Genomic DNA, 13145 nt, shown 5'->3' on the forward strand with positions numbered 1-13145 from the left:
GATGCGGGAGTGTTGCCATGAAAAACAGTCGGGCTTTAGTGATGCTGACGATCGCCGTGCTGGCGGGCCTCGCGGCCGTGAGTTTCGCGTCGCGCTGGCTGCTGCAGACGTCGTCGGGCGCGGTGACGTCGGTTGCGGTGGCGTCGTCGGAAATCAGCCTCGGCCAGCCGCTGAACCAGAACCTGATCCACCTGGTCAGTTGGCCGACTTCGAGCGTGCCGCCCGGTGCGTTCGCCGACGGCAAGGCGCTCGAAGGGCGCGTGCTGCTGACGAGTCTCGCGCCCGGAGAGCCGGTGCTCGAATCGAAGCTCGCGCCGCAGGGCACGAAGGGTGGCTTGTCAGCGGTGATTGGTGAAGGCAATCGCGCGATCACCGTGCGCGTGAACGACGTGGTCGGCGTCGCGGGCTTCGCGCTGCCGGGCAACTACGTCGACGTGATCGTCAATACGCAGCAGACGAACAAGACCGACACGTCGCAAAGCATCTCGAAGATCGTGCTCGAAAAGATCCTCGTGCTAGCGGTCGCGCAGCAGGTCAGCCGCGATGACACCGCGCCGAAAGTGGTCAACGCGGTGACGCTCGAGGTGACGCCCGAGCAGGCCGAGAAGCTCGACCTCGCGCGCAGCGTCGGCACGCTGTCGCTGGTGCTGCGCAATCAGGTGGACAAGCAGACCCCGAGCACCGGCGGCGCGACCAAGCTGACCTTGCTCGACGTGCCGGCTTCGGCGCCGGCGGCGCCCGATGTGCATCCGGTGCGCACCCACTATGCGGCGCGTCCGGCGCCCAGGCGCGATTGCGTCGGCGTGCTGTCGGGGGTGACGGGCAGCGTCGAATGTTTCTAGCGCGGTCGCGGCGCGCGGGTTTGCGCGAGTTCACGTCAGGCGCCGCGATCTGAATCAGAAGGCAATCAAAAGACGTCTCGGTTCACACCTATCGAGCGACGGGGGCAGCAACATGAAAACACAACAACGGTTCTCATCCGGTGGCGGCAAGCATTGCCGCTCGCTCGGCGGCACGGTGCTCGCCGCCGCGCTATGCGCCGGACTGACGGCCGCGCACGACAGCGCGGCACAAACGATGGCCGCCGTGCAAATGCCGCCGGGCTGGGGTGCGCAGACAGCGCCGCTGCCGGTCGGCCGGGGCGCCGTGCCGATGCTGGTCAGCAACACGCCGATGCCGACCGGCGCGACGAGCGGCAGGGTGGTCGCCCCCGCGCAGCTGACCGGGCCGAACTGCACCGGCGAGATTCGCGACGAATCGAGCGTGTCGGTGGCGGTCGGCAAGTCGATTCTGGTGCCGCTCGTCGAGGCCGCGCGCAACCGCACGCTCGGCAATCCGGTCGTCGCGCAGGCGACGCTCGTGTCGCAGCGCACGCTGTACGTGGTCGGCATGAGCGTCGGCACCACGAACATGATCGTGCAGGGCCGCAGCGGCGCATGCCAGATCATCGACGTGAGCGTCGGCGTCGATGCCGAAGGGCTGCAACGCACACTCGCGCAATTGCTGCCGAACGAGCGCGGCATTCGCGTGTCGAGCGCGGCCGGCAATCTCGTGCTCGCGGGCCGCGTGTCGAGCGGGCAGGCTGCGCAGCAGGCGATGACCATCGCCGGCGCTTACGCAGGCGCGCAGCCCACCCAGCAAGACCAGGCGAGCACCGCGAGCTTTGGTAACGGCGGCACGATCTCGCAGCAAAGCTCGAGTGTTAGCAAGGGTTCCGAAGTCATCAACATGATGACGGTCGATTCGCCGCAGCAAGTGATGCTCGAAGTAAAGGTCGCCGAGGTGTCGAAGACGTTGCTCAATCAGTTGGGCGCGGCGGTCAACATCCAGGGCGGCTTCGGTTCGTGGACCGGTGCGCTGGTGAGCAGCCTGCTCGCCGGTGTCAGCAGTGGTATCGCGGTGAGCAAGGCGAACAACAGGCCGTTCAATATCGCCGTCGACGCGCAGAAGAGCGACAGCCTCGGCAAGATTCTCGCGGAGCCGAACCTCGTCACGCTGAGCGGCCAGGAAGCGTCGTTCCTCGCGGGCGGCCGGGTCTTCATTCCGGTGTCGCAAAGCAACGGCTCGGGCGGCTCGACGATCACGCTGCAGGAAGAAGAGTTCGGTGTCGGCCTCAAATTCACGCCGACCGTGCTCGCGGGCAGCCGCGTGAATCTGAAGGTCGCGCCGGAAGTATCGGAACTGTCGCCGACCGGCGTCACCGTGTCGGCGAGCGGCACGGGCAACACCTCGGTGCTGCCGCTGATCACGACGCGGCGCGCGTCGACGACGGTGCAGATGAACGACGGCGAGAGCTTCGCGATCGGCGGGTTGATCCAGAACAACATCACCGGCTCGCTGAAGGCGCTGCCCGGCATCGGCGAAGTGCCGGTGCTCGGTGCGCTGTTTCGCAGCACGTCGTTCCAGCAGGATCGCACGGAGCTGATCTTCATCGTCACCGTGCATCTGGTGAAGCCGCTGCCGGCGGGCGACTATCCGCTGCCGACCGATAGCTTCACCGGTGTATCCGACGGCACGGTCTACGCGACCGGCAACATGGAAGGCCGCCGGCCCGCAGCGCAGGCAGCGGGCGCCGCGAACCCGAATGCGCCGCAGATGCCCGCGCAACCGCAAACGCAACCCGCGTTGCCCGCACCGGTTCCGACGCCGGCACCGACCGAAGGCTCGGCCGCGCCCGACGCGCTGCTGCCGCGTGACACCCAGGCGGACCGGCCGGCACCGTCGGCGGCGGTGCCGCCACCGGACAAAACGACAGCAACGGCAGCGTCGGCAGCGCAAGCGCACACCAACGCCGAACCCGCACTCGCCAAAGCCGACGCCGTTAGCCCAGGCAACCCGACGATCAAGGCCGCACAGCCCAACCCGTAACGCGCCGCGAAGGAGACTCTCATGAAATCCGAACATCTTCTGATCCCGCGCCGCGCGGCGTTGCTGCTGATGCTGGGCGGCTCGTTGAGCGGCTGCATGTCGAGCTCGCCGATCTGGGACGCACACGTCGGCGACGCCGTGCGCACCGTGACGCAGATGCAGATCATCGATCCGCATGCGGGCGAGCACACGCCATCCACACCGGGCGTCGACGGCAAGGCCGCGGTCGCCGCCCAGCAGCAGTACGACAAGTCGTTCCAGACGCCGGTCACGACGTTCAATCCGTTCGTGATGGGTATCGGCAGCAGCGGCGGCAGTCAGTGATGGCGAACGCGGCGCATGGGGCGGACGCGCCGTCCGCCGGTTAATTCTGCAGCTCGGTTGGGAACATCATGATCAACATCCTGGCTCTCTCTGAAGACGGCGCACGGCTCGCGCAGATCGCGCATCTGAGCGGCGAAGCCGGCGACTACCGGATCACGCGCGCGATGGGCACGCCGTCGCTGCTCGGCGAACGCGGCGACACGCTCGACGCGTTCGACGTGCTGATCGTCGACGCCGCGTCGCTAAAGGATGCGGAGCTCGCGGTGGTGGAGCGCCTGCATCGCGAGCATGGGCGGCTCACCTGCATCCTGCTGATTCCCGACGCATCGCCGCAGACGCTGATCGCCGCGATGCGCGCGGGCTTTCGCGACGTGCTGAACTGGCCGCTCGATTCGCGCCAGTTCGGCGACGCGCTGCAGCGTGCGCAGGCGCAGAGCCTGCAAGGCGGCACGCGCGATACGCGGATTCTGTCGTTCGTGTCGTGCAAGGGCGGCGCCGGCACCAGCTTCATCGCCGCGAACGTCGCGCATGCGATCGCGACTCTGCCGCAGAAAAAGCGCGTTTTGCTGATCGATCTGAACCAGCAGTTCGCGGATGCCGCGTTTCTGGTCTCCGACCAGACGCCGCCGTCGACGTTGCCGCAAATCTGCGCGCAGATCGAACGCATGGATGCCGCGTTCTTCGACACGAGCCTCGTGCACGTGAGCGACAGCTTTCATATTCTCGCCGGCGCGGGCGACCCGGTGAAGGCGGCCGAGGTCAAGGAAGACCGTCTCGAGTGGTTGCTCGGCGTCGCTGCGCCGCATTACGACTTCGTGCTGTTCGATCTCGGCCAGACGCTGAACCAGCTGTCGATGCTCGCGCTCGATCGCAGCGACCAGATTCATCTCGTGCTGCAGGCGAGCATGCCGCACGTGCGGGCCGGCCGCCGGCTGCAGGAGATTCTCTGCTCGCTCGGCTACGCGCAGGAGCAGATGCGGCTGATCCTGAACCGCTATACACGGCACGGCGAGCGGCCGCGCGCGGCGCTCGAATCCGTGCTCGGCATGAGCGCGTATCAGGTGATCCCCGAGGATGCCGAAACGGTGACCGATGCGATGAATCAGGGACTGCCGGTGTCGAAGACGGCGCGCGGCAGCGGGGTTGCGCGCAGCCTGCAGGCGCTCGCCGAAAACATCGCGGCACGCGCGACCAAACCGGGGCGTTCGCGCGCGAAGGGCGAGTCGCTGTTCGGGCGGCTGCTGGGCCGCCAGCCGTCGCCGAAACTCGAAACGCTTTAACCGTGCTCCAACGCTACACGATCAGAACAGGGGAACGTCATGTCGCTTCGTGAGCAGATTTCCGCGCAACGCGTGCAGCCGCTGGGCGAACGCCAGGACCCGGCGGGCGCCGGCATGTTGCGCGGCGCCTACCAGAAACTGAAACGCGAGATTCATCAGGCGGTGCTCGAACGCGTCGAGCTCGAACGGCTGTCGCGCCTGCCGCCCGAGCAGGTCCGCCAGGAGATCGCGACGCTGATCGGGCGCATTCTCGAAGATCAGAAGGCGCCCGCCAACGATCTCGAACGCCGGCAACTCGTCGGCGACGTGCACGACGAAATGTTCGGCTTCGGTCCGCTCGAAGTGCTGCTGCGCGACCCGACCGTGTCCGACATTCTGGTGAATACGCATCGTCATACGTACGTCGAGCGCCGTGGCCGTCTCGAAGCGACCGACGTGACCTTCTACGACGACGCGCATCTGATGAAGGTCATCGAGAAGATCGTCTCCGGCGTCGGTCGCCATATCGACGAATCGAGCCCGATGGTCGACGCGCGCTTGCCGGACGGCTCGCGCGTGAACGCGATCATCCGGCCCTGTGCGATCGACGGTCCGTTGCTGTCGATCCGCCGTTTCGCCGCCAATCCGTTGCAGGTTGCCGACCTGGTTGAATTGCAGAGCCTGACGCCGCCGATGGCCGAAGTGCTCGATGCGCTCGCGCGCGCGAAGGTGAACATCCTCGTGTCGGGCGGCACGGGCAGCGGCAAGACCACGCTGCTGAACGTGCTGTCGGGCTTTATTCCGGGCGACGAGCGCATCGTCACGATCGAGGACGCGGCCGAGCTGCAACTGCGCCAGCAACATGTGCTGCGGCTGGAGACGCGTTCGCCGAACATCGAGGGACGCGGCGAGATTACACAACGCACGCTGGTGCGCAACGCGCTGCGGATGCGGCCCGACCGCATCATTCTGGGCGAGGTGCGCGGCGCCGAAGCGCTCGACATGCTGAACGCGATGAACACCGGCCACGAAGGCTCGCTGTCGACGATCCACGCGAACACACCGCGCGATGCGCTGACGCGCCTCGAAAACATGATGACGCTCGGCGGCCTGTCGCTGCCGACGCGCACGATGCGCCAGCAGATTTCGTCGGCGATTTCGGTGGTCGTGCAAGCCACGCGTCTGACCGATGGCCGCCGCAAGATCGTCAGCATTTCGGAGCTGACCGGCATGGAGGGCGACATGATCAACATGCAGGAGATATTCGTGTTCCGCCGCTCCGGCGTCGATACGAAGGGCAACGTGCGCGGCCATTTCTGCGCGACCGGCGTGCGGCCCCAATTCGCCGAGCGCTTGCAGGCATTCGGCGTGGCGCCGTCGGAGCAGGTCTACGATCCGGCGCGTCGCTTCGAAACGACATGACAGGTATGAGCAGCGCGCACCAACCGCTCGCCCGGTGTTTCAGGAGACTTGCATGAGCCCGATTTTCTACGCGTCGATCCTCCTGCTGTTCGCGGCCGTGGTGCTCGCGACGAGCGGCGTCTACGAGTATTGGAACAGCCGGCACGGCCCGGTCGCGCGCCGCGTCGATTCGCGGATTCGCGCGGTATCCGCCGGCGGCGCGTTGAGCAGGCAGCGTCTTTCGATTCTGAAGACGCGCACGATGGCCGACTCGGCGGTGCTCACGCGGCTGCTGCTGCGCATGCCGCGCGTGCACGCGCTCGATCTGTTTCTGCAGCAGTCGGGGCTATCGTGGTCGGTCGGGCGACTCGTCGGCACCTGCGCGGTGTGGCCGCCGTTCGTGCTGATGGCGGGCGCGAGCCTCGCGATGCCGTGGGTCTTCATCGCGGGCGCCGCGGCGCTGTCCGCATTGCTGCCGATCGCCTACGTGCAGCGGCGGCGCAACCGGCGCATCCGTCAACTCGAACGGCAACTGCCGGACGTTTGCGACATGCTGTCGCGCGCGTTGCGTTCGGGCCATGCGTTCACCGGCGCGATCGATATGGTCGGCACCGAGTTCGCCGAGCCGATGAGCGGCGAGTTCCGCATCGTGTTCGACGAGATCAACTACGGCGTGTCGATCAGCGAGGCGCTGACCAATCTCGCGACGCGCGTGCCGATTCGCGATCTGCGTTACTTCGTGATCGCCGTCGTGATCCAGCGCGAGACGGGCGGCAATCTCGCCGAAGTGCTCGACGGCATCACCGCGCTGATCCGCGACCGCTTCAAGCTATTCGACAAGGTTCGCGTGCTCGCCGCCGAAGGCAAGATGTCCGCGTGGGTGCTCGGCCTGCTGCCGTTCGGCGTCGGCGCCGCGATGATGGCGATCAACCCCGGGTTCCTGAACGTTCTGTGGCAGGACCCGGCGGGCGTCAAGATGATCACGGTGGCGAGCGTGGCCATGCTGTTCGGCATTCTGTGGATGCGGCACATCGTGAAGATTCGCGTCTGAGCGGGCGAGAGGTCATCGGAGAAGGACCATGCAAACACTGAACATCACGCAGATTCTGTTGCTTGCCGGCGTATTCGCGATCGTTTTCGCGGCCGTGTTCGGCGCGATGCATCTGAGCACGCCGCGCGACATGAGCCGCCGTATCGAGCAGGCGGGCGGTGCGAATGCCGTCCCGGCGCCGGAGCAACTCGACGCCGCCGCGCAGACGCCGTGGTACGAAAAGCTCGTCGAGATTTCGCAGCCGATCTCGAAGCTGTCGGTACCGAAGGACGGCTGGGAGCAATCCGCACTGCGCCTGCAATTGATGACCGCCGGCTGGCGCTCGGCCAACGCCGCGCCGATCTATCTGGCCGCGAAGACCGCGCTCGCGCTGACGTTGCCGCTCGTGGCGATGCTCGCGCTGTACGGCTCGTCGTTCGCGAATTCGCTGCTCGAACGCGCGATCGTGCTGGTCGTGCTGGCCGCGCTCGGCTACTACCTGCCCAACGTCGTGCTGTCGCGCCGCATCGCAGCGCGCAAGCGCAGCATCGTCGAGGACTTTCCCGATGCGCTCGATCTGCTGACCGTGTGTGTCGAAGCGGGTCTGGGCCTCGATGCGTCGCTGATGAAAGTCGGCGAGGAAATCCGCCTTCGCAGCGCGGTGGTCGCGAGCGAGCTCGAACTGATGCTGCTCGAAATGCGTTCAGGTTTCTCGAAGGAAAAGGCGCTGCGCAATTTTTCGCTGCGCACCGGTGTGGAAGACATCGACTCGTTCAGCGCGATGCTGATCCAGGCCGAGCGCTTCGGCACCAGCATCGGCGCGTCGCTGCGTGTGCTGTCCGATACGCTGCGCACGCGGCGCCGGATGCGCGCCGAGGAGCGGGCCGCGAAGATCGCGCTGAAGTTGCTGTTTCCGTTGATGTTCTGCATTTTTCCGGCGCTGCTCGTCGTGCTGATGGGGCCCGCGATGATTCATATCTATCGCGATCTGCTGCCGAGCATGGCGGGTGGTGCATGACCACGCACTTCGTTGTGAGCGGATCGACATGTGGAATGAACGGAGAGAGCCGGTGGAACGCATGAGACAACGTGGCGCGGCAGCGGTGCTGATTGCGCAAACCGCGAGCTGAAGCGCGCAGGACCTGTTAGGGATTGTCGCGCGTCTCGGCCGTGCGTCTGCCCTGGAAGACCGGCAGCCGCCAGCCGTAGCGCAGCGACGCGAGCCGCACCAACACGCAAGCCAACGTCGCGAACCACGGCGTCCACCAGTCCGTCCAGCCCGCATACGAGAAACCGACCTGCACCGCCGCGCCGAACAGCGCGGCCGACGCATAGATCTCGCGCTCGAGAATCGCGGGCACGCGCGAGAGCACGACGTCGCGCATCACTCCGCCGCCCACCGCGCTGACGACGCCGAGCAGAATCGCGAGTTCGGCATTGTGGCCGTACGTGAGCGCTTTCTGCGCGCCCGACACCGCGAACAGACCGAGCCCGATCGCGTCGAAGAACAGCACCGGCTGACGCAGCCGGCGCACCTGCGGATACGCGAGAATCGTCACCGCCGACGCGGCGAGCGCGGTGGCCAGATAGCGCCAGTTCGACAGCCCGGCCGGTGGGATCGCGCCGATGCACAGGTCGCGCACGATGCCGCCGCCGCACGCGACCATGAAGGCGATCACGACGATGCCGAACAGGTCGAGCCGTCGTTGACGCGCGGCGACCGCGCCGCTGATCGCGAACACGAAGGTGCCGATCAGATCGAGAATGGTATAGACGGCGTGTGAATTCACTGAATGGTTTCAACCTGGTCGGCGACGATGCCCGCGGTACGCAGCGCCCGCATTGACAGTTCGGCGTGCGCGTACAGGTCTTTGTAGATCGCTTCGATCAGCTTCGACATGGAGGGCTCCTTGTTGGCGTGGACGCCAGGGAAGGCGGCGGAATGCGGACCGTCTGTCAGGATTGCGCAGGCGGCGCGCTTGCGGACTCGCTTTCGAGCAGGCTGTGCGAAAGCTTGCCAAGCAGACGTTCGAGCGTTTTGCGTTCGTTCGCGCTGAGCGCCTTCGCAAGCTCGACCTCGAGCTCGGTGCCCACCGCTTCGGACGCCTGCGCGACTTCGAGGCCGTGCGCCGTGGCACGCAACGCGATACTGCGGCGGTCCGACGCATGCATGTTGCGCGTGATCAGGCCGCGCGTTTCAAGCTCGGCGAGGACTTTGGAAAGCAGCGTTTTTTCGATCAGCGCGCGCTGTGAAACGGATTTGGGCGTGATGTCGGGCTCCGCGCAGACGAGGCGCAGCACGCGCAACGCACGCACGTCGAGATCCCAGCGCTCGCGGTAGACCATGTTCGCGCGATTGATCAGCAACGCGCTGGTCAGGTCGAGCCTGAAAGTCAGGAAGTCCGAGTACAAGAAATTGCTCCGCTGTCGACCGTCATACGCAGTGCAGGCATTATAGGCAAGTAGTTGAAATTTTCAAATACTTGCACGGAGCGGACGGCCTGCGCAGTCAAAGCTGTTTGCAATAGAACGTCGTCGCGCACAACGCCCCGTCGGGCATCAGCGCGTAATTCGGCACGCTGCCGACGCGTTGCCATCCGGCGCGCTGATAAAGCCGTTCGGCATCGCCACCGGTTACGGTGTCGAGCACGAGAACCGATTTCTTCTCTTCCCGCGCGATGCGATCGAGTTCGCTCATCAGAGCGTGCGCGACGCCGCGCCGGCGTGCTTTTCTGTGCACGAGCATCTTCGCGACGTCGGCGCGATGTGGCTGATTTTCGGGTTGCGCGGTAATCAGCTGCACGGTGCCCACGATATCGCCGCTGTGATCTTCGGCGATCAGCAATACGCGCTCGCCACGCGCGACGCTCTCCACGACGTTGCGCCAGAACGCGAGCGCCGTGTTACGCGAGATCGGCAGCATGAAGCTGACCGATGCTCCGCCTTCCACGCAGTCGATCAGCACGTCGGCGAGCGCTTCGACGCAGGCCGAAGCTTCGTTCGCGCCCACGCGCCGTATGGTCACGTTATCGCTCATCCGTTTCTCCGTTCGTTGACTGGCGATGTGGTCAGCGCGACGAGATAGCGCGCGCGTTTGCGAGTGGGGTTACGGAACACGATCGGGCTGTCGAGTCGCATCGCCAGGCAGTCGCCGGTCTTGAGCCGCCAGCTGGTGTCGCCGACCGTGATTTCCATCGACCCGTCGAGCATCCACACCTGTTGATGAATGTCCGCGTCGCGCGCGCCGGTTTCGTAACTGACGCGCTGACCGGCGGGAAAGTTGACCTCGACCAACTGGATCGCCGAGCGCGCGGTCGGCGACAGATGACGTCGCACATACCCCGAGCTCGGATCGGTCCACACCGCCTGCTCGGTCGCGCGACTGACCGGCGATGGCTCGGCAGCCGGCGCGCCATCCTGCTCGAATAGCGACGCGAGCGGCACGTTCAACGCGGTCGCGAGTTTGTCGAGCACGGTCGCGGTAGGGCTGCTCTGGCCGCGCTCGATCAGCGAGATATTCGAGCGGCTGACTTTGCTGCGCTCGGCCAGTGCATCGAGCGACCAATTTTGAGCGTCGCGCAGTTCTTTGATCCGGCGCGCGATCAGGGCGTTGATGTCCATTTAATCCAGTTTAAGGGATGCAGCTTCCAGTAAACTAGACGGCGGCTTTTTTGTTGTCAATGCGCAAATGCCCACTCACCAATTTGAATAAAAACCCGCACAAAATTGCCGACTCTTTATTCGCTTTGATTCGCTAACTTTCAATTAGCCTCTGTCGGAAAAGCCTTACGCCCCATTACGCATAAAATTACACGTATTGGTATAAATACCGATGCTGTAGTCAGACTACATTCCTACATTACTCACCACGAAGAGTCGCTACAGCCCATCCAGTTGCGCCGATTCTTCTTCCCACAGGCAAACGTTTGCAGTCATCGCTGCATGCCTGTTTTCGCGTCCGTTTTCCATCCCCCGACGCGCTCCGTTGCCCCCAGAAAAGCACAATTTCGGAGAGACACCTATGCAGAAGAAACTATGGCCGGCCGTCGCGATAGCGGCGGCCGTGAGCGCCGCTGCGCATGCCGCTGCGCCCGCGGACATCCCCACTCCTGGTCTCGACTTCGCGCCCATGTCGACGGTGCTGAACGCGTTCGCGTCGGCCGCGGCGCATCGGCGCGCGGAAACGCTCGTCAACAAGATGACGATCGACGAAAAGCTGCAGTTCATTCACTCGCAGTACGCGATGTCCGCCGTGCCGGGCGGCGGCGCGGGCTACATTCAGGGCGTGCCGCGTCTCGGCATTCCCGACCTGAACATGGTCGACTCGGCCACGGGTTCGGGCAGCACCAACCAGCCATCGACGACCTTCCCGGCGACGCTCGCGGTAGCGGCGAGCTGGGACCGCGCGCTGTCGTGGAACTTCGGCAAGCAGATCGCGATCCAGTTGCGTCAGCAGGGCTTCGGCATGGGGCTCGGCGGTGGCACCAACCTCGCGCGTGAGCCACGCGGTGGCCGGCTCTTCGAGTATCTCGGCGAAGATCCGGTGCTTGCCGGCGAGATGCTCGCCGAGCGCACCGACGGCACGCAAAGCCAGAAGGTCATCGCGACGATCAAGCACTACATGGGCAACGAGCAGGAACATAACCGCGGCGGCGGCAATAGCCAGATCGACGAGCGCACGATGCGCGAGCTCTATCTGCTGCCGTTCGAAATCGCCGCGCGCCGCGCGCAGCCCGGCAGCGTGATGTGCAGCTACAACGAGGTCAACGGCATCCAGGCCTGCGAGAACCCGCACATTCTCAACGACGTGCTGAAGAACGACTGGCACTTCGAAGGTCAGGTGCAGTCGGACTGGGGCGCGACGCATAGCACGGCACCGGCGATCAATGCCGGTCTCGACGAGGAGGAAGACGTCGGTTCGACCGTCTATCTGACGCCCACGCTGGTCAAACAGGCGATCGCGAACGGCTCGGTGTCGACCGCGCGCCTCGACGACATGGTCGAGCGCAAGCTGTATGTGATGATCCGCACGGGCGTGATGGACGATCCGCCGAAGGGTGGCGCGACCATCGACTTCTCGGCCGCGAGAGCCTTCACGCAGTCGGTCGAAGAGCAGTCGATGGTACTGCTGAAGAACGCCAGCAATCAGTTGCCGCTCGCCGCTGGTTCGCTGTCGCGTATCGCGGTGATCGGCGGCCATGCCGACGCGGCGGTGCTGACGGGCGGCGGTTCAGGCAACACGCGCGATCCGGTGACGGGCGCGTTCGCCGGTTGCGGCGGCTTGACGTTCGGCACGGAGACGGGCTGCAGCTGGTGGACCAATCCGTGGCTGAAATTGAATACGCCGATCGTGTCGGCGATCAAGGCGCTCGCGCCGCAGGCCACCGTGACCTTCGCCGGCAACAGCGATCAGCAGTCGCCGTTTGCCGCCTACACGCAGCAGCAGATCACCCAGGCGGCCACGCTGGCGGCCAACTCCGACGTCGCGATCGTCGTGGTCGCGCAGCCGGCCGGTGAGGATATCGGCGATCTGCCGAGCCTGGGCCTCGCGAATCCGACCAACCAGGATGCACTCGTCGAAGCGGTTGCGGCGGCCAATCCGCACACGATCGTCGTTGTCGAAAGCGGCAACCCGGTGCTGATGCCGTGGAAGGATAGCGTGTCGGCGATCATCGAAGCATGGTATCCGGGCGAAGGCGGCGGCAATGCGATTGCGAACGTGCTGTTCGGCAAGGTCAATCCTTCCGGCAAGCTGCCCGTCACGTTCCCGGTGCGCGACCAGGATACGCCGACGTGGGGCACGAATGGCGCGTTTGCGGCGAACCCGGTGTACGCCGAGAAGCTCGATATGGGCTATCGCTGGTACGACTCGCAGAACATCACGCCGATGTTCGAGTTCGGCTATGGCCTGTCGTACACGCACTTCGCATACTCGGGTCTGTCGGTTCAGCATCTGCCGGGCGGCCTGATCGACGTGTCGTTCAACGTGCGTAACGATGGTCGCGTCGCCGGTGCGGAAGTGCCGCAGGTGTACCTCGGCGTGCCGTATCAGGGTGAACCGCCGCGGCGTCTCGTCGGCTGGGACAAGGTGGGTCTGAACCCGGGCGAATCGCGTCGTGTGCACGTTGTCGTGACGCAGCGCATGCAGAGCGTGTGGGATACGACGAGCAACCGTTGGCTCTATGTGCCGGGCAGCTCGGTGTACGTCGGCGCATCGTCGCGCGACATCCGTCTGCAGGGGCACGGCTAAATAGTGTGACGGT

The 13145-nt window shown here is 65.3% G+C and carries 12 protein-coding genes; 8 read left to right on the top strand and 4 right to left on the bottom strand.

The features are described from left to right. Positions 1-17 precede the first annotated feature (17 nt). The 7 genes from cpaB to HDG33_RS09075 all read left to right on the top strand — a co-directional run bounded on the left by cpaB (position 18) and on the right by HDG33_RS09075 (position 7900). Entirely contained in the window at positions 18-842 is an 825-nt protein-coding gene (gene cpaB / locus HDG33_RS09045; RefSeq protein ID WP_184024428.1) for a Flp pilus assembly protein CpaB, read from the top strand. A 112-nt stretch (positions 843-954) separates the two neighbouring features. Further along, complete coding sequence (locus HDG33_RS09050) at positions 955-2868, top strand: type II and III secretion system protein family protein (RefSeq protein ID WP_184024431.1); 1914 nt, start codon at positions 955-957, stop codon at positions 2866-2868. 21 nt (positions 2869-2889) lie between these two features. Continuing rightward, a complete protein-coding gene (locus HDG33_RS09055; protein WP_184024437.1) occupies positions 2890-3192 on the top strand; it encodes a hypothetical protein in 303 nt (100 codons plus the stop codon). A gap of 68 nt (positions 3193-3260) precedes the next feature. Beyond that, entirely contained in the window at positions 3261-4472 is a 1212-nt protein-coding gene (locus HDG33_RS09060) for an AAA family ATPase (protein WP_184024440.1), read from the top strand. Between the two features lie 39 nt (positions 4473-4511). Next, positions 4512-5873, top strand: coding sequence for a CpaF family protein (locus HDG33_RS09065; RefSeq protein ID WP_184024443.1), 1362 nt, complete (start codon positions 4512-4514; stop codon positions 5871-5873). Positions 5874-5925: 52 nt separating this feature from the next. Next, complete coding sequence (locus tag HDG33_RS09070; protein WP_184024446.1) at positions 5926-6903, top strand: type II secretion system F family protein; 978 nt, start codon at positions 5926-5928, stop codon at positions 6901-6903. A 28-nt stretch (positions 6904-6931) separates the two neighbouring features. Next, the gene (locus tag HDG33_RS09075; protein WP_184024449.1) at positions 6932-7900 is read left to right on the top strand and encodes a type II secretion system F family protein; all 969 of its coding nucleotides are present in this window, start codon (positions 6932-6934) and stop codon (positions 7898-7900) included. Positions 7901-8027: 127 nt separating this feature from the next. On the opposite strand, the gene HDG33_RS09080 is transcribed toward HDG33_RS09075, so the two are convergent. The 4 genes from HDG33_RS09080 to HDG33_RS09095 form a co-directional block, all read right to left on the bottom strand. Next, positions 8028-8672: a trimeric intracellular cation channel family protein gene (locus HDG33_RS09080; protein WP_184024452.1), complete on the bottom strand. Its 645-nt coding sequence runs from the start codon at positions 8670-8672 to the stop codon at positions 8028-8030. Between the two features lie 166 nt (positions 8673-8838). After that, the gene (locus HDG33_RS09085) at positions 8839-9294 is read right to left on the bottom strand and encodes a MarR family winged helix-turn-helix transcriptional regulator (protein WP_184024455.1); all 456 of its coding nucleotides are present in this window, start codon (positions 9292-9294) and stop codon (positions 8839-8841) included. Positions 9295-9391: 97 nt separating this feature from the next. After that, positions 9392-9919, bottom strand: a complete 528-nt coding sequence (locus HDG33_RS09090) for a GNAT family N-acetyltransferase (protein ID WP_184024461.1) — start codon at positions 9917-9919, stop codon at positions 9392-9394. Further along, positions 9916-10503, bottom strand: a complete 588-nt coding sequence (locus HDG33_RS09095) for a helix-turn-helix domain-containing protein (RefSeq protein ID WP_184024464.1) — start codon at positions 10501-10503, stop codon at positions 9916-9918. The genes HDG33_RS09090 and HDG33_RS09095 overlap by 4 nt, the downstream gene beginning before the upstream one ends. 400 nt (positions 10504-10903) lie before the next feature. On the opposite strand from HDG33_RS09095, the gene HDG33_RS09100 reads away from it, so the two are divergent. Continuing rightward, positions 10904-13132 (top strand): beta-glucosidase, encoded by a 2229-nt coding sequence (locus HDG33_RS09100; RefSeq protein WP_184024467.1) that lies wholly within the window; start codon positions 10904-10906, stop codon positions 13130-13132. Positions 13133-13145 lie beyond the last annotated feature (13 nt).

The organism is Paraburkholderia sp. Cpub6, assembly GCF_014201065.1.
Lineage (GTDB): Bacteria > Pseudomonadota > Gammaproteobacteria > Burkholderiales > Burkholderiaceae > Paraburkholderia > Paraburkholderia tuberum.

Excerpts from the sequence above, each read along its gene's own strand:
- HDG33_RS09065 (WP_184024443.1), top strand. The coding sequence starts at position 4,512 with ATGTCGCTTCGTGAGCAGATTTCCGCGCAACGCGTGCAGCCGCTGGGC.
- HDG33_RS09095 (WP_184024464.1), bottom strand. The coding sequence starts at position 10,503 with ATGGACATCAACGCCCTGATCGCGCGCCGGATCAAAGAACTGCGCGAC.
- HDG33_RS09090 (WP_184024461.1), bottom strand. The coding sequence starts at position 9,919 with ATGAGCGATAACGTGACCATACGGCGCGTGGGCGCGAACGAAGCTTCG.
- HDG33_RS09055 (WP_184024437.1), top strand. The coding sequence starts at position 2,890 with ATGAAATCCGAACATCTTCTGATCCCGCGCCGCGCGGCGTTGCTGCTG.
- HDG33_RS09060 (WP_184024440.1), top strand. The coding sequence starts at position 3,261 with ATGATCAACATCCTGGCTCTCTCTGAAGACGGCGCACGGCTCGCGCAG.
- HDG33_RS09100 (WP_184024467.1), top strand. The coding sequence starts at position 10,904 with ATGCAGAAGAAACTATGGCCGGCCGTCGCGATAGCGGCGGCCGTGAGC.
- cpaB (WP_184024428.1), top strand. The coding sequence starts at position 18 with ATGAAAAACAGTCGGGCTTTAGTGATGCTGACGATCGCCGTGCTGGCG.
- HDG33_RS09050 (WP_184024431.1), top strand. The coding sequence starts at position 955 with ATGAAAACACAACAACGGTTCTCATCCGGTGGCGGCAAGCATTGCCGC.
- HDG33_RS09075 (WP_184024449.1), top strand. The coding sequence starts at position 6,932 with ATGCAAACACTGAACATCACGCAGATTCTGTTGCTTGCCGGCGTATTC.
- HDG33_RS09070 (WP_184024446.1), top strand. The coding sequence starts at position 5,926 with ATGAGCCCGATTTTCTACGCGTCGATCCTCCTGCTGTTCGCGGCCGTG.